This is a genomic window from Clostridium bowmanii (assembly GCF_018861315.1).
Lineage (GTDB): Bacteria > Bacillota > Clostridia > Clostridiales > Clostridiaceae > Clostridium_AD > Clostridium_AD bowmanii.
Genome location: NZ_JAHLDL010000009.1, coordinates 72,561 through 94,638, shown reverse-complemented (window position 1 = coordinate 94,638; position 22,078 = coordinate 72,561). Strand labels below are relative to the sequence as shown.

Genomic DNA, 22,078 nt, shown 5'->3' with positions numbered 1-22,078 from the left:
GTAATAGGAGGGATTGTTCACATGAGAAATTATAAACTTCTAACCCCAGGACCACTAACTACTACAAAGACAGTTAAAGAACAAATGCTCTTTGACCGTTGTACTTGGGATGATGAATACAATGAAATCACTCAAAAAATTAGAAGGGAGATCCTTAACTTAGCAGGAGCGTCTCCTGATGTATATACTACAGTTCTTATGCAAGGCAGTGGAAGCTTTGGTGTTGAAGCTGTAATGCATTCAGCTATTGGAAAAGAAGATAAGTGTTTAATAATTAGTAATGGTGCTTATGGAGAAAGAATTGTAGCCATGGCAAAATGCATGGGAATTAACTATGTTAATTATAAGGTGGAATATGATACTTTTCCTAAAACTGACGAAATAAAAGAAATACTTAATAGTTATAATGATATAACTCATGTAGCCATGGTCCACTTGGAAACTACAACCGGTATACTGAATCCTATTGAAGATATTGCGAAATTATGCAGGGAGTATGATAAAACCTTCATACTTGATGCCATGAGTAGTTTTGGAGGAATTCAAATTAATGTTCAGGAATTAGGGATAGATTACTTAATTAGTAGTGCTAATAAGTGCATTCAGGGTGTTCCAGGTTTCTCTTTTATCATAGCCAAAATCAGTACACTTTCGAAGTGCCAAGGTAATTCAAGTAGTTTATCCTTAGATCTTTATGATCAGTGGAAGAATATGGACAAAAATGGTAAGTGGAGATTTACTTCTCCAACACATGTGGTTGCTGCTTTTTCTAAGGCTTTAGATGAACTATTAGAAGAAGGAGGAGTTATAGCTAGAAATAAACGTTATACAGACAATAATAATCTTTTAAGAAAAAAGCTTGAAGATATAGGAATAACTTCATATATAAACGAAGAACTTCAATCTCCTATTATAACAACATTTCTTTTCCCAAGTGAAGATTTTGATTTTAGAGGCTTTTATGATTACGTAAAAGAAAGAGGATTTGTGCTATACCCTGGTAAGTTAACAGAGGTTGATTCATTTAGAATTGGTAATATTGGTGAAATATATCAAGAAGATATTGAAAAATTATGCATTATCATACAAGAATACATGAGGGGGATAAAAAGATGGACAGAGTAGAAGGAGTTATATTTGACTGGGCAGGAACCACCGTTGATTTTGGATGCTTTGCACCTGTTAACATATTTTTAGAGATATTTAAAGCAGCAGGAATAGAAGTAACTATGGAGGAAGCGAGAGCTCCTATGGGAATACTTAAAAGAGACCACATTAAAGCTATCCTTGAGATGCAAAGAATAAGCAAATTGTGGAAAGAAAAATATAGTAGGGACTTTAATGAAGTGGACATTGATAATTTATATGGTGAATTTGAGCCACTACTTTTATCTTCCCTAAAAGAATATACACATCCAATTCCGGAAGTCATAGACACTATCAAATCACTGAAAGATCAGGGGATAAAAATAGGCTCAACTACTGGATATACAGATGCTATGATGCAAATAGTAGTAGAGGGTGCTAAGGATAATGGGTATGAACCAGATTTTTGGGTAACACCAGATTCTACAAATTCTTTTGGCAGGCCCTATCCATACATGATATTTAAAAATATTGAAACACTAAGACTTTCAGCATCATGGAAAGTGGTGAAGGTAGGAGATACAGTGGCTGATATTAAAGAGGGAATAAATGCGGGTGTTTGGTCTGTTGGAGTAGCGGTTGGAAGTTCACAGATGGGACTAAGCTATTATGAGTATAAGAGTCTTTCTGATAACGACAAAAATGAAATTATTAAAAGCACTGAGGAGAGTTTTTTAGAAGTTGGTGCAGATTTTACTATAAAAACTATGAAAGAACTTCCTCTGTTAATTCAAAAAATTAATGTCTTGATATCTGAAGGAAAGAAACCGAATGCAAAATAATGGAGGATTAAATCGAGAAGGTGATGTGAACTTTAGCCAGAATAGAGAAGATTGGATTAATGCTCTTGATGAGAAAAGTAAAGAAATTTTAAAGGCTGATGAATCTGTATTTATGAAACAATCTATGTCTACCCCTTGTATGAATGTAATTGTTAATGCAGAGGGGTAGACATAGGGGATATGTCAGGAAAAAAATACCTAGACTTTCATGGTAATAGTATCCATCAAGTAGGTTATAAGAACTCATATGTTATCAAAGCGGTTAAAAATCAAATGGAAGATCTGCCTTTTATTCCAAGAAGATATACTTCAGATATTGTAGCACGCGCTGCAGCTAAACTGGTAAACAAGACAACATCAAAAGATTTTAAGGGGCTATTCACCCCGTCAGGCACTGCAGCTGTGGGCATTGAATTTGTAAAAAACAGAGATTCTAAAGAAAAACATGAAGAACTTGCAGAAAAAGTTCTATATAAATCTCTTGAACTCGGGCTATCTTTTAAAGTATCTTCAGGTAAGTGTATAACTTGGCATCCACCTCTAATAGTTTCGATCAATGATATTGATATAGCTTTTAATATCTTTGAAAAGGCTATAGTGTTTAGTTTAAATATATAAAATTTATAAAAACGGTTTAAAACCCCATATCTTAATTATGATATGGGGTGATAAAATTAGTTGCATATTATAATTGTATAAATATAAATATAAATATAAATATAAATTATATAGATAGTTTAACAATTAATGATTTATAAGATTATTATATTTATCTTCTTCAATATAAATACGATATAAAATCTTATCATCAATTAATGTTTGTACACATACACCGTCAGAGCAAACCATATATTTATCTCCATCAAATTGAAACTCATCTTCATTAGTCTTAATAGCATTAATCATAAGTTTATTAAATATATTACGATTTTCAGGACTAAGTATCATAATAGCACTCCTTCTATTAATTAATAAAATTTCATTTACGTTAACTAATATTCTGAACTAATTTGATTAACAACATGTTATGATTGTGTTAAGTCTATGTAAATATTATAAAATTTATATTAAATGTAAAAAGCATCTGCTTAGCGGATGCTTTTTAATGCGTTTTCAGTAACCTAAATGATGATTTAACATAAATATACATAAGTCTTAACGTAATATTAACTTCCAAAATATATACTATATATAAATAAATGATTATTAGGGGGATTTCGATATGTCAGATGAGCTAAGAAGAATTATTGCCAGTAATAATTTAAAAAGTGTTTTTCAAGCAATTGTTTCTTTACAAACAGGGGATGTGATAGGATACGAGGCATTGACAAGGGGGCCAGTAGATAGTAAGTATATAAACCCAGAAATACTATTTGAAGAAGCTAAAACCCATGATCTGCTTTGGGATTTAGAAATTTTATGTAGATCAAATGCAATAAAGACATTTAGCAGTCATAATTCTAATAAGCTTCTTTTTGTAAATGTAGATCCCGCTGTTTTAAAAGATGAACATTTTATTAAAGGATTTACTAAAGATATATTAACAGAACATAACATAAGCCCGCTGTCACTTATATTTGAAATTACAGAAAAGACTTCAATTGATAATTATAAAAACTTTAATGAAGTAATAGACTATTACAAAAATCAGGGATATAAAATAGCTATTGATGATGTTGGGACAGGCTATTCTGGACTTACAACTATCGCAAATACAAGACCAAACTATATTAAAATGGATATGAGCTTAATAACAAATGTAACTAGGGATAATTTTAAAAAAGCAATAATTAAATCATTCGTTGAATTTGCAAATACAACTAACACCAAAATTATTGCTGAAGGTATTGAAGATGTGTGTGACCTTTATACTCTCATTGAAATAGGGGTACATTATGGTCAAGGATTTTTAATAAATAGGCCAGATGATAATTTATTAGAAACACCTGAGTTAATAAAAAAGAGAATTATTAATAAAAATATAAGTTTGAAAAAATATAGTTTTAGTTCAAGTTCAAATGTTGAAATAGGAGAAATCGCTAGGCAAGATAATGCTGTTTTATCCACAACAACCTGTAGTGAAATAGACAAAATATTTAAAAGTAATCTCAATATAACAGGTATACCAGTAGTTAATAGTGACGGAATGACTCTTGGGATAGTTATGAATTCTAATTTTTTTTCTAAGGTTGGAACTCAATATGGATGGTCAATATTTATGAAAAGGTCTGTACAGCTAATTATGGATACAAATCCACTTGTTATTGATTATTATACTTCGCTTGATAAAGTATCAAAAATTGTTATATCAAGGGAAGAAGATAAATTATATGATTATATAATTGTAGAAAAAGATAATAAATATTATGGTGTGGTTCCTGTTATTACCTTACTTGAAAAAACAATGCAATTTGAAGTGAATGTAGCCAAATATTCAAATCCACTAACTGGGCTACCTGGAAATGTTGTTATTGAGGATTCTATTTCTAAATTGATTTTGGAAAAAAAAGAATTTTCTCTTTTATATTTTGATATAAATGATTTCAAGGCTTTCAATGATACATACGGTTTTGAGAATGGCGATAGAATCTTATCATTTACAGCAAGTGTTATTCAAAAACAAACATGCCTTTATAAAGATAGCTTTTTAGGTCATATAGGTGGAGATGACTTTGTTGCAATAATTCCAGGCCATGATGTAAATGAGCTTTCACAAAATATAATAAATGAATTTGATAGCAATATATCAAGTTTCTATAATGAGGAAGACAAGGGAAAAGGATATATACAATCATTTAACAGAAATAACAACAAAGAGAATTATCCAATAATGAGCTTATCCATTGCAATAGTAATGGATAAAAACAAATTTTATACGAATATATATGAATTAACTGAAGATGCGGCAAAAATCAAAAAGAAGTGTAAAATAGAATCTAAAAAAATAATGAAAAGTTGTTTTATAGTATGATTAAGATTTTCTGAAAACAATTTAATATTTGGTATGGTTGTAAACTTTAATTAACATCAACTAAACTTTAATTAACTTTATCGTAATACAAAGTTAACTTTCAGGGCATATTATTATAAGTGAGATGTATAGCTAGTAAAGAAATTAAAATAAGTGAACGGGGGAATTATAAATGAAGAAAAAAAACTTGAAATTAATGGTGGCTGCATTAGCAGTTGCAATGACAGCAGGAATTTTCACGGGCTGTGCAGGCAAAAAGGAAGAGACTAAAACTACACCTGAAACTAAGAAAACTGAATTATCGGGTTCAATAACTGCAGCAGGATCAACCGCACTTCAACCTTTAGCTGAACTCGGCGCTAAAAGTTTCCTAGATAAAAACCCAGCAGCAACTGTAAATGTTCAAGGTGGTGGAAGTGGTACTGGACTTAAACTTGCATTAGAAGGTAGTGTAGAAATAGGAAATTCAGATATATATGCAAAGGACAAAGAAGGAATAGATGCAGCTGCATTAAAGGATCATAAAGTATGTGTTATAGGAATTGCAGCAGTAACAAACCCAAAAGTTAAAGTTGAATCTTTAACTAAGAAGCAATTAGTAGATATATTTACAGGAAAGATAAAAAACTGGAAAGAAGTTGGCGGAGCCGACATAGCAGTCACTATTATAAATAGACCAGCATCTTCAGGAACTAGAGCAACATTTAAACAGTTTGGATTAGATGGCACAGAAGAAGCAGCTGGCTTAACTCAAGATTCAAGTGGAGCTGTTAAACAAGCAGTTAAACAAACAGAAGGAGCAATTAGTTACTTAGCTTTATCATACTTCGCAGATGCAGCTAATAAAGAAGGCTTAAATGTATTAAAAATTGATGGAATTGAAGCAAATGCAGAAAACATAAGTACAGACAAATATAAAATTTGGGCATATGAGCATATGTATACTAAAGGTGAACCTACAGGAGTAACAAAAGCATTCTTAGAGTATATGGTAAGTGATGAAATGAAAGCAGGAATAACAAAATTAGGATATATTCCTATGGCAGATATGAAGGCTAAAAGAGAGTAAATTACAAGTTAATAATTCCATTAAAGACAAGAAATAATCCTAGATATTTCTTGCCTTTTTTAATTCTATATAAGTATAAGTATTATTATAATATGGGATAGAATATTTAAAACAAAGTTCTTGCATTTTTTAGGATACGTGGTAGAATATAGATTACAATGACAGTTAAACTATCAAAATATAAATAAAAATATTAATTATTAACAAGCTCCAAACAAGCTAATAACATGTTCTTTACATTGAATTGCTATAATAATAGAAACGGATACATTTTAGTATACAATATATATATATAAGGCTTTTAAATTTTAGTTTTATTTATCTAATATTATATTAGAAAGGTGAGGATTAGGATGAAAGAAGAAGAATTGTTGTATAATATAATTTTCCCAGAAGATGATGATCCTAATTATATTAATTATGGCTATTTTGTAGGTAGGAACAAAAGGAGCATATATAAATTAAAAGCTACTATTGACGAAAGTCAGCTAAATCCAGTATTGATTTGCGATGGTAATAATGAAAATGCATTTTTTGCTAAAGTATTCCAAAACGAAGTAGATAGATTTTTAAAAATTACTAATGAGTTTAATTTCAAACAAATTAAGATAGATAGTAGTCATATCAGTGGAATAAAGTACATTTTTGGGGAAGAAGTAATAATGCACCGAAAAAAGGTGTATAAGGCAGCACATTTTCAATATTCACAGAGAGATAACAACGGAATAAGAAATTGGAACTTAGGAGATATAGCAGCATCAGATTTAAAATTTAAAATATCTTAAAACACATATTTTAAAAGACATGAAATACTTCTATGGATTTCATGTCTTTTTTTGTTCCACAAATTGTAAGGTGATGGTATAATATTAATAATAATTGTTTTGTAACATATATAGTATGGCGAGTTAGGTTTGTTTTTAAAGGAGGATATATTTATGAAAAGAGAATATTTGGAATTAAAAACCTGTCGTACAGAAAAAGCAGAATTTATAAGCGGAAGAGAATATATTGTGCTTGATACAACAACTAAATATACATATGAACATGATTTTAAAGTATTGCCATGCTATAGGATTGTAAATGAAAGAGGGGCAGTGGAAATAGTTGTGCCCGACCAAATTTTCTATCCAACCAGTAGGATGTTGCAATGCATAAAAGAAGTAGTATATACAGGCATTTTAGATATAGATAGTTTAAAGGAAGGGGAGGTATATTCTGTTTTTAAAGTGACTGAAGATAATGGAGAACCTGTTTATACTATATTTGACAATTCAAACAAACTAAAAACATATTCTATAGCCATGTTTCTCTCGGAAACTGAATATCTTAAAATGACCAAAGAGGAACTTTGTAATTTTAAAAAAGCTAAAAAAGAAGAAATATTAGAATTTCAAGATTTGAGAAAAAAAGAGGCTCAAAAGGACTTAGATGAAAAATTAGAAATTGAAAATGCTAAAAAAAAGGAGTCTCAAAAGGCTATAGATGAGCAAAACAGATTGCAAAATGTAAAGGATTTAAATAAGCTGGAAATACAAAAAATTAAAGAAGTTATAAAAGTTCTAACACCAAATAGAGTAGAGAATACTATGAAGCCACTGATTTCTGAAACCTCTAAAATTACAAATAAAATAAATAAACTCTCTATATTTTTTATCGCTGGAACCCTTACAACAGTTGTTTCTTCAATATTTAGCGAGTTCTTATTAGGTTCAATAATTAATACGATATATTTGATTGCAGGTACAATAACTTACTCATATTTAAAAAATAATTTATCTGATAGTTTAATAAAAGATATTCCTACAAGAAAAAAACTCGATAAAGCTTCTCTAGGTTTATTGGTATCCTTAAGTGATGATATATTGTTGAAATTAAAAAAGATCGAATTAAATTTATTAATCTTAGAAAGTGGAACAAATGTAAGTAGTGGAACTATTTCACTAATAAGCGAATCTGTCTCCTTTTGCCTAGAAAGTTATAAAACAAAAGATACTAATTTACTAAAAGATATATCTCTGTTTTTAGATAAAACCTTGGAATATATATATAGCTTGATAGATGGGGATAATTTAGAAGAATTATATATAGAAAAGCAAGTCTATGAAAATGTATCTTCCATTATAAACAGAAACACTGATATTTTCGATGTTATGATTTCGGATAATAAAGAAATTAAAGAAATATTAAAGAAAGGGGATTAGATGGGGCATATTAAGGAGTGCTTCATAATGTTCTTATAATTAGGTTTTTAGTACTTAATTGAATATTAATTATCAATAGGGTATAATAAAATAAATACTATAATGGTGAGGGGTGTAAAAGGTGACAGATAAACAAAAACTATTAATTTTGTTAGATAATTTTGAATTAGGATATACCAATGAAAATAATAACATTGTTCTTAGAGAAGGAAATGAGAATGTAATAGGTCGGGGTGGCTATGGAGCCACATTTATATTTGAGGAAGACAATTCTTTTGATGCATTAAAAATTCATAAAGAGTAATAAACCATACCCCCTTAAGTAGGATACGAAAATAAAGAGTAGTGTCTGCTAAATTAAGGGGGTCATTTTTTGCTGTGAGGAAAAACTATGGTTAGTATAAACAAAACTCTAATAAATATCTGAAAGTTCTACTCGTATATTCTGATTTTTAATGGGTAATTTGCTAATATAAAGCTTACTTTCTTGAAGTACCCTTCTTGAAGGAAGTTTAACTGTGAATTTACTACCTTTCCCAAAGTCACTCTCAACATGTATGCTACCACCATGTAATTCGACAATAGACTTAACTAAACTTAAGCCAATACCCGTACCTTCTGAATTTTTTGACAGAGATTTATCTACCTGTTTAAACCTATCAAAAATCATATCTAAGTTCTTATCTTCAATGCCAATACCATTATCTTTGACTGATATTTCAACAAATTCATTCTTATTCACAATAGTTACAAATATTTCATCGCCCATGTCTGAAAATTTTATCGCATTTGATATAAGATTCAAAACTATTCTATTTATTGCTTCTGGGTCACAAGCAATAATATTTTCTTCTGTATCCGTATCAAAAATAATATTTAAGCCTCTGATGTCAGCGATATTAGTTATGGACATCACTATATCTTCTACAATGGGCACTATATTGTTATTTGATAAGTTTAATTTATAGAATCCTGCTTCAATTTTAGATAAATCAACTATGTTATTTATAAGTTTAGATAGTCTATAGGAATTTTGCTTAATAGATTCTATATATTTAATAATTGAATTTTTCTTATCGTCCAAGGAACCACTATTGCAATACAAATCAAATAACTGAGCTGTGGCAAATATAACATTTAGTGGCGTTTTAAGTTCATGAGATATATTAACAAGAAATTCGCCTTGTAATTTTAATGCCTTTTCCATTACTATATTAGATTTTATTTCAGCAGTAACATCTATTACTATGACCAATATTTCTTGGATTTCTCCATTTACATCAATAATGGGTTCAAAAATAATATTCCAATATAGCTGGTTTCCATTTAATAAAATTGCTTTTTTATTAAAATACTTAGTTTTCTTCTCTATTATCACTTCATTAATATACTGATAACATTTACTTGTTTCTAATGGTTCATATATTTTAAATAAATCTTCAAGCTTATTTTGAATTAAATTGCTGACGGATACAATATCGGGTTTCAATAACTTAATTATATTAAATGCCTTTTTATTAATATCCACAATATTTAAATTTGGGCATGATATTCTAACAACAGGCAAATCAAAAGTATCTACTAATCTATTTAAGAATTTATATTGGTCTCTTATAGCTTCTTCACGCTTAAAATAGTCCGTCATGTCTTGGCTGCAAAGCACCCCTAAAGTGAATTTCCCTTCACTATCATAAATAGGTGTTCCACTAATATTTATTTGTAATACTTTATGAGGGAATTTAACTGTCATTCTCATATTTTTGAATTTTTCACCTCTCATAACTCTACAAATCGGAGTATTTTCTAAAGTAATCTCCTGTCCTTTTATATTATAAAGCTTGGCTTGATTATAACTATCGCTGGTCTTATCTATATATATATAATACCTATCATTCGTTTGGGGCAGGTATTCATAATATGGGAAAAACATTTTTCTTTCTGATTTGTTAAATGATATATATTTGCCTTCACTATCAAAAATAGATATACCATCAGATATATTTTCTATGATAGCTTCTAATTGCTTTTTCTGTTCTTCAATTTTTCTGGTTTGCTCAATTATCTTGTTTTTTTGTAATAAGCTTTGATTTTTGAAAACCTTTGCAGTAACCTCAGAAGCAGTCTCAAATATATATTTAATTTTTCCGTTTTCCAGTATAGCTGTTTGAGTAAAATTCCAATAAGCTACATCGTCCTTAAAATTATAAGATCTAAATTCTTTTATATAGCTGTTCTTTTTTGTTTCAAGAATAGAATTCCAAACAACATCGCATTCGCTACCTACAAATCCCTCTACAATTTCTTTAATGGGTCTACCTATACTACTTCCCTCATTATTAAGAGGGGAAGCTATTAAACCTAGATATTTTTGATTGGATTTGAGCAATATTAAATCTGGAGCACTGTACACAGCATAGCCCGTTATGTTATTATCTATAAACATTTGTTCCATAAAAATCAGTTTGTCATCAAGTCTAGAATTTGGTTTTTCAACAAAGGTATATCTTTGTCCATTTGCCACCACGTCATGAAAAAGTGATAAATTAACTTCTCTTGCGTAAAGCGACTTTGTAAATATATATATTGGATACTCACTTTTAATATTATCAAGAAGTATTTTCGAATTGATTTTTAACATGCTGCATATCTCTGTAATAGATTTACCTAGCAATTCACCCATTGAAAAACCAGTAAAATCAATGAATTCTTTATTTACATCTGTTATAATACTATCGCACGAATAAAAATATGGTTCTATTAATTTATTGCTTAAAGCATTTCTCAATATATTACCCCCATTTTTTAACAAGTACTCGTATAGATTTCATCTTTATGTAAGAAGCATAGTAATAATATGCTTCTTATTACATATTACCATATTTTATATTGAAATTACATATTTTAGAACTAAATTATATAAATTGTATAATTATAATACAATTTTTTCTTAAAGATACCATTGGTGAACAATGGTATAATATTGAGTATGCATTAATTATTGTATAGTGAAAAAGGTTGAATTTCCAAAGTACATATTAGATTTAATTCCTAATGAAAAAAGGGGCAAAGCTTGTATATGTAAGTCTTGCTTAGAGAAATATCAAAAATAGATTAAATTTCTGATTTATTTTAAGAAATTAAACCAATATCACAACTTACTAGGGTCGTATATTTTTATGCGACTCATTTTTGCGTTTAGGAAAAGGGAGCAATAATAAACACATATAGATTTATTTAATAAAAATTTAATATTTAGATAATATTTTTTTAATATTTGCCATGTAAAATAAAATTATGAGATCAGTAATTCATAATTACAAGTAAACAGGAGGCCATCATGAAAAAGAAAATTATTATTGGTGTAGTTATAGTAGCTTTAATAGGTACAATTGGAGGAATCCAAATTACTTCAAAAAACAAGAAACAGAGCATAGTCGTAAAAACCTCAAAGGTTGTAATGGGTGATGTTAAAATGTATTTATCTACCACAGGTACAATAAAATCTAAAACTGAAAAAGATTATACGGTATCATCAACGGCTAAAATTTTAAATGTTAATGTTAGTGTTGGAGATAGAACTAAAAAAGGTGCTACCCTTTTAACTTACGATACATCTGATTTTAAAAATCAAGTAGCATCTGCTCAAATAGGGTATAACAATGCACTATCTCAGAAACAAGATGCTGTAAATAAAGACAATGATGCAACAAATACTATAGCAAATACAGCTGATACTCAAGCAAATGCTGCAACAATTAACACAGCAGAGGCAAGTGTATTATCAGATGAAAAAATAAAACAACTTGATTATGCTGTTGCCACGGCAAAGATAACACTTGACTCAGCAAAAACCAAGCTATCTCAAAATTCATATATTACTTCAAACATAGATGGAGTAGTAACAGCAGTTAATGTTGTGAATGGGCAAACTGGAAGTCAAGAAACGGCTATAATTGTCCAAGATATTTCAAGCTTAAAAGCAGTTGTTAAAGTTGGTAAATATGATGCTGCTAAGGTAGCAATTGGACAAGAATCAACAATTTTGAGTAACAGTAAGGTCTATAAAGCCAAGGTTTCAAAAATTTATCCAACCGCAACAGTTAATACTTCAGCTGCAGGGGGAGATACAACTTTAACTGTAGAATTGGATGTACTAGAAGTAGCTCCAATGTTAAAAGTCAACTTTGATTCAGATGTTGATATATTGCTTAATCAAGCATTAAATGTACTGAAAGTTCCTGCTGAAGCAATATTAACTAATAAAGATGGATCAACTTACTTGTTTGTTTCTGAAAATGGCAAGGCAGTCCAAAAAACTGTTAAATTGGGAATACAATCAGATGCGGATGTTCAAGTTATTAGCGGAGTAAAGGCTAGTGACATTGTAATATTAAATCCAGGAGCCACCATTACAAATGGGTTAATGGTTAAAGAAGCTGAAGCTGTAGGAGGTAAATAATGATACAAGTAAATGATATATTAAAAAGATATGTAACTGGAGATATTGACTTTACTGCACTTGAATCGGTAACCCTTAAAGTTGAAAAGGGCGAATTCACTGCCATAATGGGACCTTCTGGTTCAGGAAAATCAACTTTTATGAATATCTTAGGGTGTTTGGACAAAATGGATAGTGGAACATATCTTTTAAATGGACAAGATGTTTCAAATCTTTACGATAATCAACTTGCGTTCATAAGAAATAAAGAAATAGGATTTGTATTTCAATCATTTAATCTACTTCCAAGAATATCGGTACTTGAAAATGTTGAACTTCCAATGCTTTATGCAGGAGTGCCATTAAGAGAAAGAAGAAAAAGAGCACTGAGTGCACTTGAAAAGGTTGGGCTATCCGACAGAGTAAAACATAGGCCAAATGAAATATCTGGAGGACAAAAACAAAGAGTTGCAATAGCAAGGGCAATGGTTAACAATCCAGCAGTTATTATGGCAGATGAACCAACAGGTAATCTAGATACAAAATCATCAATTGAAATTATGAAAATATTTCAAAGGTTAAACAATGAAGGTGCAACCGTTTTAATGGTTACACATGAAGACGATATAGCAAAATGTGCAAAAAGAGTTGTAAGATTTCGAGATGGAAATATAGTTGACGATTATCCGGTTGAGGGTAGGACAGTATTATAAATAGGTAGCACTGACAAATTTTTTTAGTGTTAAATGGAGGGCAGTTATGAATATTTTAGAGAGTTTTAAAATGGCGATGTCTAGCATTCTGTCAAATAAAATGAGATCTTTTCTTACTATGCTAGGAATTATAATAGGTATAAGTTCAGTAATTACTATTGTTTCGCTTGGTAATGGAGGAAAGAGTTATATAGCCGATCAATTTGCTAAGATGGGAGCAAACACAGTTACTCTATCTGTAGATTCATCAAAAGTTGAGCAAACAAGTGATTATTTTACACTTGATGATGTAAAGCAAATTAAAAATAAGGTAGATACGGCTAAGTATATTTCTCCAACTGTATCCGAAAAAGGAACAGCGAGAACTGATACTAAAACTAATACGGCAAACATTACTGGAGTTAATACAGATTATTCATTGATAAGTAATGTAGAGATTGTTTATGGAAGGTTTCTAAATGATAGAGAGGTTGAAGAGGGTAAAGCTGTTGTCGTAATAGATCAGACCTCCGCAATATCATTATTTGGAACAGATGATGCTGTAGGGAAATCATTTAAATTAGGTCCTGTAGCTTCTAGTAAAAATGCCACTGTAGTAGGTGTTTCAAAAGCGAGTAGCATGTTTAGTAGTGGAGCTAGCAGCGAAGGAGGACCTCCAGGTAGAAAAGCTGATAACACACCAACAATGGCAACAGTGCCAATTACATTCCTCCAAACATTATATCCAATAGATTTTAACATATCATCAATTAGTATAACATCAAGTTCACAGGAAACTTCAGTGCAAACTGGAAATGAGGCTTTAAAAATTCTTCAAGCTAATCATGACAACAAAACTCTAAATCTCTATAAGGCTACTAATTCAGCAAGTATGCTTGATTCAATTAATCAAGTATTGGGAGTTTTCACAACTTTTCTTAGTGCTGTTGCAGCTATATCACTTTTAGTTGGAGGCATTGGAGTTATGAATATAATGCTCGTTTCAGTTACTGAGAGAACTAAAGAAATTGGTATTAGAAAAGCTATTGGAGCTACAACCAATGCTATATTATTTCAATTTTTAACTGAATCTGTTATCTTATCACTTATAGGTGGACTTATAGGTATGAGTCTGGGAATATTCTCAGCTGAAATAATAGGGTCTTTTGCAAACATTAACCCTAGTGTTTCAATATCTGTTATTATAGAAGTAATATTGTTCTCGTCTGCGGTTGGTATATTCTTTGGAATTTATCCTGCAAGGAAAGCTGCAAGATTAAATCCTATAGATGCACTACGATATGAATAGAATTTAGGAGGAATTTTTATGTCCATAAAATTTAGGCTCATAGTTTCATATATGGCGATGCTTATAGTCCCAATTATTTTGTCTTTGTTAGTACTGCCAGTTGTTGCCAGTTTTTATGTAAAAAGTATTGATGAAGCTTATGACATAAAATACAATGGGCATCCATTTCAAAGTAATGTATTTAAAAGCAACCCATTAAAAGACCTATTTGATAAGAACTCATTAATACTTATGGATATAGAAAAAGATATAGAAGTAAATCCTAATATACTTGAAAATAAAAATTATTTATCAAAGCTTGATAGCAAATTGAAATTGACACACAGCGGAATAGTAGTAAGAAAAAATGGTAGCATAACCTATTCCACTGAGTTTATTAATAAAAGTGATATTAAAAAGAGCCTTCCTGAATTTGGATTTAACCAAGAAGAGAGAATGCACCCTAATCTTCTTTTGAATTACCTTGTGCTTTCTAAGCAATATGATTTTTATTTCCAAGATAAAAGTTCAGGAAGTATTTTTATAATGACAGATGCTGGGGCAATGCTGACAATTACTAAGAGATTTTTATTAGTATACATCGCTATTATTATTTTAATAATGATTCTAGTTAATTCAATACTTACATATTGGGTTTCTAAAAAGATAGCGAAGCCAATAATAGCATTAAAAAAAGCTTCTACTAAAATAAAAGAAGGTAATCTTGATTTTGAAGTTAAGTCTAATACAAATGACGAGATTGGACAGCTTTGCAAAGAATTTGAAGACATGAGGCGCAGACTAAAAGAATCAGTTGAGGTGCAGCTTCAGTATGAAAACAACAAAAGAGAACTCATTTCAAATATTTCACATGACTTAAAAACTCCGGTAACTGCAATTAAAGGCTACGTGGAGGGAATTAAAGATGGTGTAGCAGATACACCTGAAAAGATGGAAAAATATATAAATACTATTTATAAAAAAGCAAGTGATATTGATAAGCTGATAGATGAATTATTTCTATTTTCAAAGCTTGATTTGAATAAACTGCCATTTGATTTTGAAGAGGTTGACATAAAAAGTTATTTAGATGACAGTATGGAAGAACTTAAGTTTGATTTGGAGAAGAATAGTGTTGAAATACACTTGATTTATGAAATTGAAGACAAAATATCAATAATGGCTGATCGTGAAAAACTAAGAAGGGTAATATTAAATATCGTTCAAAACTCTGTGAAATATATGGATAAGGAAAGTGGAGAGATACTAATAACACTGAAAGATTTTGGCGATTTTGTGCAATTTGAAATCAAAGACAATGGGCGAGGGATATCTAAAGAAACTCTTCCATTTATATTTGATAGATTTTATAGAGCTGACCCATCAAGAAATTCTCAAACTGGTGGAAGTGGACTTGGACTTGCAATTGCTAAGAGAATAATTATTGGACATGGCGGGAAAATATGGTCTGAGAGTACAGTTGGACTCGGCACTAGTATATTCTTTATTATTAAGAAATGCATTAGCGGAAGGTCGATGATAAAATGAAAAAAGTGTTGATAATAGAAGATGAACTCAGTATTGCAGAGCTTGAAAGGGACTATCTAGAGATAAATGGTTTTTTAGTTGATATTGAAGTTGACGGAGAAACAGGGCTCAGTGCTGCACTTAATAAGAACTATAACCTCATTATACTTGATGTTATGCTTCCTAAAGTAGATGGCTTTGAAATTTGCAGACAAATAAGAAATGGAATGGATGTTCCTATACTCATGGTTTCTGCTAAAAAAGAGGATATTGACAAAATTCGTGGGCTAGGACTAGGAGCTGATGATTACATAACAAAACCGTTCAGTCCGGGAGAGCTTGTAGCAAGAGTAAAGGCTCATATCGCAAGATATGAAAGGCTAATTAGAGGAACTAAAGACCAAAATGAAATAATTGAGATAAAAGGACTTAGCATTTACCCTACTTCTCGGCGTGTATATGTTAACGGTAACGAAGTAATATTGACCGCAAAAGAATTTGATATTTTAACAATTTTAGCTCTTAATCCAAACAAAGTATTTTCAAAGGATAATATTTTTGAAAAAGTATGGGGCATGGACTCTTTGGGAGATATTGGAACTGTAACTGTACACATTAGAAAGTTGAGGGAAAAAATCGAAGTTGACCCATCAAATCCTAAATATATTGAAACAATATGGGGTGTTGGATATAGATTTGAAATGTAAGTATTTAAGAATATAATATAGACGTTGGATTAAAATTATACGGATATTTATCATAAATTGAAACTAATTGTTGAAACAACCGTAATATAAAGTGGAGGTTGTTTTATAGAATTGCTTATTATTCAATAATAGAATATTTCTTGGAGAAATGAACAATTCAAAACATTTTAGGAGGAATAATATTAAAAATTTCTTTAAAGCATTTATAATTATGATTTTATCTATTACATTGTGTTTACATATGCAATCAATAGTTAAGGCTAGTACATACACCGATTTAGGACTTAAAAAAGATGTGTCAATTAGTAAATCTTGGACAGTGAATTTTAATAAGGCTCTAAGCGCTACTACAATAAATGCCACAAACATAATGGTAGTTGGACAAAATAACGAACATAAAGATATTAGTGTTAGTTTAGCTAATGGTAATAAAGCTGTTATAGTTAAACCTATTATAAATTATGAACCTAATAAGACATATACAATCATAGTGACGGTAAATGTAAAGTCCACAGATGGAAAACCTTTTCCCAAAGAAGTGAGGATGAGCTTTATTACTAAAAGTGAGCCTGTAAAATATAAAATAGTTTTAGATGCAGGTCATGGAGGAAATGATCCGGGAGCAATAGGACCAACGGGACTTAAAGAAAAAGACGTAACACTGGCAATTACTTTAAAAGTGGGGAGTATATTAGTTAAAAATGGTGTTGAAACAATATACACAAGAACAACTGATAATATACCTTGGTCCACAAATGAAGCTCAAAATCTTCAAGCAAGATGTGATATTTCGAATAGTGCTAAACCAAATTATTTCGTAAGCATTCATGAGAATAGCTTTTCAGCCCCGTCAGCTACTGGTATTGAAACATATTATTTCACCGGAAGTGTAGCTGGACAAAAGCTAGCCCAAGCAGTACAAACGGAATTAGTTAAAGTTACTGGAAATGTTGATAGGAAGATTAAAACTACTTCAGGGTTATATGTTATAAAACATGTAGATGCTACGTCTATTTTAGTGGAATCAGCATTTATATCTAATCCTGAGGATGAAAGATTATTAGCTACACAGGCCTATCAATATACCTTGGCTAAGGCAATTGCAACAGGTATTCTTAAGACCTTAGGCATAAGTAATATAGTATATTAATAGTTTTAGGTTTAAATTATTATAAGAAAACACCTTAATTGTATTATTGCAATTGAGGTGTTTTTTTAGGTTGTTAATTCTTTTAGAGTTAATTTGTAATCAGTACCAAAACATCATTCATGCATAATATATTGTAGTAAGTATTTTTTGGAGGGTTTATAATGTATATCAGGTATCCATATATTTATAATATGATGATGCTAAATAATTATGTTAAGACAAATAATGAAATATTCTTTATCAATAGGATGGGAGATAGTACTCAAGCATCTGACTCACAATTAGATGATGTGGTGAATCTTGTTTTAGATTCTCAAAATTACTATGACATGCCAAAACATTTTCGCAAGTCAACAGATATATTAAATACACAAGGCAATAGCGAATTAAATATTAGTGGTCTAAATACATTAAATATTTCTGGTAGTCAACAATTTTCTGAGTTCAATTTACCTCTTATAATAGATAGTATAGGAAACTCATTGCATATAACAGTTATTGATCTAAGACAAGAATCACACGGATTTATTAATGGAGCGCCCATTAGCTGGGCCAATGAAAGAAATGATGCTAACATGGGATTAACAATGGGTGAAGTTTTATTGGATGAATATACTAAACTAAGTAGTATTAAGTTAAATGTGCCTATGACTTTTTATAATCACAAGAATATAACTGTAGTTCCAACAAAAGTTGAAGATGAAGATCATCTTGTTAATTCTAAATCATTATCATATATACGCATCCCTGTTACTGATGGTAAGATACCTACAGATGATATGGTGGATTACTTTGTGTATTTAGTAAAACTACAACCTAAAAATACCTGGCTTCATTTTCACTGTAAACAAGGCATAGGAAGGACTACAACCTTCATGATTATGTATGATATGATGAAAAATTCCAAAAGAGTTTCGGCTGAGGATATTATAAATAGACAATTACTTTTAGCTAATTTTGATGAGAGCCATATTAAATCTTTTAATAATAATGAAAGAGTAAATTTTTTGCAAAATTTCTATAAATACTGTAAGAAAAATATTGATGTCTAATATTAAGTGGAGTGATAATGATCGCTACCCTTCAAGGGTTGGTCAATAAGTCCATCATTATATTACCTTGCACCTACCGTATTTAATTTATATTATGAAAGTGCAGCTCATGGATCTACTAATGATTATTTTATAGTACCACCCTCTGGAAATGGCTATATGTATCCAAGTAAGTTTGATAAGAATACACTGGGGGTATATATTAATAGATTAAATAATTATATGAAAAAAGTAGATGAGAAATATATAGCAATTATCGATGACTCTTCTTTTTATAATAAGGAGCTTTGGGATAAATTTACTGCTCAGCCTAATATACACGGATTGTTTTATCTTGATTATCATAAACATGACAACTATCATGGAGAGATTATTTGGTCCAATAATAAACCTATAGTGTCCTGTAGAGATCTTCTTTGGGATACTCTTGAAAGTGAGGATAACTTACTTCAAATTATTAATAATCGAATTGATTCTGGGCAAGTGGATATTTATAATTCTAATAGTTACACCTTTGTATATGTTCATGCTTGGAGCAAAAGTCTTAGTAATATTGAAAAAGTTGTGAATAAGCTAAAGGAAAATCACAAAGTGTCAATAGTCACCCCAGCAACATTTATGGAATTAATAAAGAAGAATGTTAAACACTAATCCCGATTGAGTATTTGTGAATATACCCTAATATATGAGGATTTATTATCACTGAAGCTATAGTTGTAATAAGTCCTTTGTTTTTTTCGTATTGAGTTGTTGGGTTTATATGGATATTTGAGATGGGATAAATGTGTAATAGTAATATAGGAAGTCAGTATTAGTAATTAATTATTTAATTGATAGTTAAGTTAATAAAATTGAGAATAATATTGAAAAGGTAATAGAAGTTTTAAAAGGTATAGATACATTAAATGCTGAATATATTTTTAAGACTGATAGTGAATTATGGAAAGGTGTGAAATCATGGATAATGTAAAAAGGTTTGGTGCTATAGGTGACGGAGTCATAGATGATACAATTGCAATTCAATTTGCTATTGATATGACTTATTTATCAGGGGGTGGAATAGTTTATTTACCAGAAGGGACTTACTATACTAGTGCACCAATTATGTTAAAATCAAATATACGAATATTAGGGGCAGGAATTGATTTAACCATTATTGACTTAAAAGCCAATAATGAAGCTTCTGCTTTTCAAACGGAGGTTCCTACACTCATCTCTTTAACTCAAACCACAGATTTAAACACAGGGAGTAAAGCGAATACTATTAATAATTCTGTACAACCAGGTGATTCAATTTGTTTTCAGTCCAATGATATGTTTACTAGCGGATGGGAGCCAGAAGTTATCAGAACTTATTATACAAAAGGGGAAATTTTTGAGGTGGATAGTGCTACATCTACTGATGTGACCTTTACAGAGTCAGCCTTTTTAACTTTCCCACTAATTGCGACTAAGGGCGTCGAATCTTTTACACCAACAAAAAATATTGAGATTAGTGATTTGACTATTACTAGAGATGGAGATACAACAAGTTACGGCACAGGAATTAATATACAGTATTGTAATGGTGTACGGATTGAACGAATAAAAGCAAAAAAGAATAATTATGCTGGTATTATAATAAGTAGAAGTTTTAATGTATCATGTAAAACGATTTATGCAGAGGGCGGTACAGCAGATCTAGGCTTAGATTATGGAATTGTTGTAGTAGACGGAAGTAAACGAGTGTTCATGGAAGATATTCGTATAAAAAATTGTCGACATGGTATTGCAGGTGGTGGCTCTGGATATGCATGTCCTTTATATGTTAAAGCTACTGGAATATATATAACGAATTCCTTTGGGGCTTCTTTAGATACCCATGCTTGTTGTGGATTTTTTACATATGAAAATGCGGTTATTGACAACGGCATGCAAATGTCAGGAATAGGACATACTGCTAGAAATATAGAATCCTCTAATGGTACACCTTTTGCCTATGATGGTGGAATGGATTTAACTATTGATAATGTAAAATTTAGTTCCTGCTTAGGATGGCTTACAAACCGTGCTATAATCGGAATGACCGTTCGGGATAGTAAATTTGTCATTACCAATACAACTGCTTTAACCCCAACATCTTTTTATGCTGTCTCTAAAAATATTAAATTCTTTAATACCAAATTAATTCACAATGGTTATAACGCAGCTACTTCTCTAGCACAATTAGATACTATGTTTAAGGCCCCATATGCGTTTATATTGTATGATGATTGGTCATTAATTAATTGTACTATTGAAGGATTTCCTATTGCTTTCTACTTAAATGGTAGTCGATGTTGTGTAAGGGATTTAACTATTAGAAACTGTGGATGGGCTACCACTTTAGGAAGTTATCCGTGTACTATCTTGGTCAGTAAAGATGGGGAATATTCTACAATGGACAATATTATTATTGAAAATATTAATCGTGGGTTTTCGTATTGCTGTTATACAATACGGTTTGATGCATTAGGTACGGGTACTGGTAAAAACATTACAATGCGTGGTGTCAAGCATGGTAGAGATAATCAAGTGACACCTTATTATGGGATATTGACCACTGTGGGTTATAGTTTACTATTTTTTATGGATAACCAAATCGTTGTGGGTGCAGGGAAAAACAGTCTTTCTGGCACTGGTAAGTTTTTTAATAATAGTTTTGTGACTAATAACCATTTAAGAGGGACAAGAAAATAGCAAGAATAATTTAGCAATAATAATTAGTCAATGCTTATAATAAACTTAAAATTCAATACAACGAAGCTTAAGCCATTAGAGGCGCTAGGGCTAATTAGATCATTCAATAAAAAACATCTTATATTGTATGTTTTTATATGTATTTTTATTGGATGTTTTAATTTTTTATAGAAACATATAATTTTTTAAAACAATCTATGGTAGCAAGATAAATGTTTTCTATATCATCTACATTATACATAGCAAGATTATTCATAAGCCATTCTTTAATGATTTTTGTGTCAATACATTTGTTATTAGCTATGCTGGTCAATTACAGGAGGAAGGCAGGCTG

19 protein-coding genes and 1 pseudogene are annotated in these 22,078 nt (G+C 30.5%); 18 read left to right on the top strand and 2 right to left on the bottom strand.

What is annotated here, in order from left to right; genetic code table 11:
• The first annotated feature begins 21 nt into the window (after nucleotides 1-21).
• Genes phnW through KPL51_RS08015 form a run of 4 tightly spaced genes read left to right on the top strand, consistent with a single transcriptional unit; the run spans nucleotide 22 to nucleotide 2,546 of the window.
• The gene (gene phnW / locus KPL51_RS08025; protein ID WP_216159257.1) at nucleotides 22-1,125 is read left to right on the top strand and encodes a 2-aminoethylphosphonate--pyruvate transaminase; all 1,104 of its coding nucleotides are present in this window, start codon (nucleotides 22-24) and stop codon (nucleotides 1,123-1,125) included.
• Entirely contained in the window at nucleotides 1,113-1,928 is an 816-nt protein-coding gene (gene phnX / locus KPL51_RS08020; protein WP_216159255.1) for a phosphonoacetaldehyde hydrolase, read from the top strand. Before phnW ends, phnX begins: the two co-directional genes overlap by 13 nt.
• Entirely contained in the window at nucleotides 1,918-2,097 is a 180-nt protein-coding gene (locus tag KPL51_RS23405; RefSeq protein WP_224853981.1) for a hypothetical protein, read from the top strand. The genes phnX and KPL51_RS23405 overlap by 11 nt, the downstream gene beginning before the upstream one ends.
• A gap of 11 nt (nucleotides 2,098-2,108) precedes the next feature.
• The gene (locus tag KPL51_RS08015; protein ID WP_224853978.1) at nucleotides 2,109-2,546 is read left to right on the top strand and encodes a hypothetical protein; all 438 of its coding nucleotides are present in this window, start codon (nucleotides 2,109-2,111) and stop codon (nucleotides 2,544-2,546) included.
• A gap of 126 nt (nucleotides 2,547-2,672) precedes the next feature.
• On the opposite strand, the gene KPL51_RS08010 is transcribed toward KPL51_RS08015, so the two are convergent.
• On the bottom strand, nucleotides 2,673-2,876 hold the full coding sequence (locus KPL51_RS08010) for a hypothetical protein (RefSeq protein ID WP_216159253.1): 204 nt from the start codon (nucleotides 2,874-2,876) through the stop codon (nucleotides 2,673-2,675).
• A gap of 274 nt (nucleotides 2,877-3,150) precedes the next feature.
• Here KPL51_RS08010 and KPL51_RS08005 point away from each other — a divergent pair, with 274 nt between their 5' ends.
• The 5 genes from KPL51_RS08005 (at nucleotide 3,151) to KPL51_RS07985 (ending at nucleotide 8,476) form a co-directional block, all read left to right on the top strand.
• Nucleotides 3,151-4,899, top strand: coding sequence for a GGDEF domain-containing protein (locus tag KPL51_RS08005; RefSeq protein ID WP_216159251.1), 1,749 nt, complete (start codon nucleotides 3,151-3,153; stop codon nucleotides 4,897-4,899).
• A 172-nt stretch (nucleotides 4,900-5,071) separates the two neighbouring features.
• Nucleotides 5,072-5,968 carry a phosphate ABC transporter substrate-binding protein gene (locus KPL51_RS08000; RefSeq protein ID WP_216159248.1) on the top strand — a complete coding sequence of 299 codons (897 nt, stop codon included), beginning with the start codon at nucleotides 5,072-5,074 and terminating at the stop codon, nucleotides 5,966-5,968.
• Between the two features lie 353 nt (nucleotides 5,969-6,321).
• Nucleotides 6,322-6,753 (top strand): hypothetical protein, encoded by a 432-nt coding sequence (locus KPL51_RS07995; RefSeq protein ID WP_216159246.1) that lies wholly within the window; start codon nucleotides 6,322-6,324, stop codon nucleotides 6,751-6,753.
• 153 nt (nucleotides 6,754-6,906) lie between these two features.
• Complete coding sequence (locus tag KPL51_RS07990) at nucleotides 6,907-8,172, top strand: hypothetical protein (RefSeq protein ID WP_216159244.1); 1,266 nt, start codon at nucleotides 6,907-6,909, stop codon at nucleotides 8,170-8,172.
• A gap of 121 nt (nucleotides 8,173-8,293) precedes the next feature.
• Nucleotides 8,294-8,476, top strand: a complete 183-nt coding sequence (locus KPL51_RS07985; protein WP_216159242.1) for a hypothetical protein — start codon at nucleotides 8,294-8,296, stop codon at nucleotides 8,474-8,476.
• A gap of 108 nt (nucleotides 8,477-8,584) precedes the next feature.
• Here KPL51_RS07985 and KPL51_RS07980 read toward each other — a convergent pair whose 3' ends face one another.
• Nucleotides 8,585-10,957, bottom strand: coding sequence for a PAS domain-containing sensor histidine kinase (locus KPL51_RS07980; RefSeq protein WP_216159240.1), 2,373 nt, complete (start codon nucleotides 10,955-10,957; stop codon nucleotides 8,585-8,587).
• A 220-nt stretch (nucleotides 10,958-11,177) separates the two neighbouring features.
• Between KPL51_RS07980 and KPL51_RS24475 the strand changes: the two genes are divergently transcribed.
• The 9 genes and pseudogenes from KPL51_RS24475 (at nucleotide 11,178) to KPL51_RS07940 (ending at nucleotide 21,744) form a co-directional block, all read left to right on the top strand.
• Nucleotides 11,178-11,282: a cysteine-rich CWC family protein gene (locus KPL51_RS24475; RefSeq protein WP_376770079.1), complete on the top strand. Its 105-nt coding sequence runs from the start codon at nucleotides 11,178-11,180 to the stop codon at nucleotides 11,280-11,282.
• A 227-nt stretch (nucleotides 11,283-11,509) separates the two neighbouring features.
• A complete protein-coding gene (locus KPL51_RS07975; protein ID WP_216159238.1) occupies nucleotides 11,510-12,631 on the top strand; it encodes an efflux RND transporter periplasmic adaptor subunit in 1,122 nt (373 codons plus the stop codon).
• A complete protein-coding gene (locus tag KPL51_RS07970; protein WP_216159236.1) occupies nucleotides 12,631-13,323 on the top strand; it encodes an ABC transporter ATP-binding protein in 693 nt (230 codons plus the stop codon). The genes KPL51_RS07975 and KPL51_RS07970 overlap by 1 nt, the downstream gene beginning before the upstream one ends.
• 46 nt (nucleotides 13,324-13,369) lie before the next feature.
• Complete coding sequence (locus tag KPL51_RS07965) at nucleotides 13,370-14,611, top strand: ABC transporter permease (protein ID WP_216159234.1); 1,242 nt, start codon at nucleotides 13,370-13,372, stop codon at nucleotides 14,609-14,611.
• 18 nt (nucleotides 14,612-14,629) lie between these two features.
• A complete protein-coding gene (locus tag KPL51_RS07960) occupies nucleotides 14,630-16,138 on the top strand; it encodes a HAMP domain-containing sensor histidine kinase (RefSeq protein WP_216159232.1) in 1,509 nt (502 codons plus the stop codon).
• Nucleotides 16,135-16,824: a response regulator transcription factor gene (locus tag KPL51_RS07955; RefSeq protein WP_216159230.1), complete on the top strand. Its 690-nt coding sequence runs from the start codon at nucleotides 16,135-16,137 to the stop codon at nucleotides 16,822-16,824. Before KPL51_RS07960 ends, KPL51_RS07955 begins: the two co-directional genes overlap by 4 nt.
• Before the next feature lie 148 nt (nucleotides 16,825-16,972).
• On the top strand, nucleotides 16,973-17,974 hold the full coding sequence (locus KPL51_RS07950; RefSeq protein ID WP_216159228.1) for an N-acetylmuramoyl-L-alanine amidase: 1,002 nt from the start codon (nucleotides 16,973-16,975) through the stop codon (nucleotides 17,972-17,974).
• Nucleotides 17,975-18,165: 191 nt separating this feature from the next.
• Nucleotides 18,166-19,677: pseudogene (locus tag KPL51_RS07945) on the top strand (fused DSP-PTPase phosphatase/NAD kinase-like protein).
• A gap of 306 nt (nucleotides 19,678-19,983) precedes the next feature.
• On the top strand, nucleotides 19,984-21,744 hold the full coding sequence (locus tag KPL51_RS07940; RefSeq protein WP_280526762.1) for a glycosyl hydrolase family 28-related protein: 1,761 nt from the start codon (nucleotides 19,984-19,986) through the stop codon (nucleotides 21,742-21,744).
• Nucleotides 21,745-22,078: the final 334 nt, after the last annotated feature.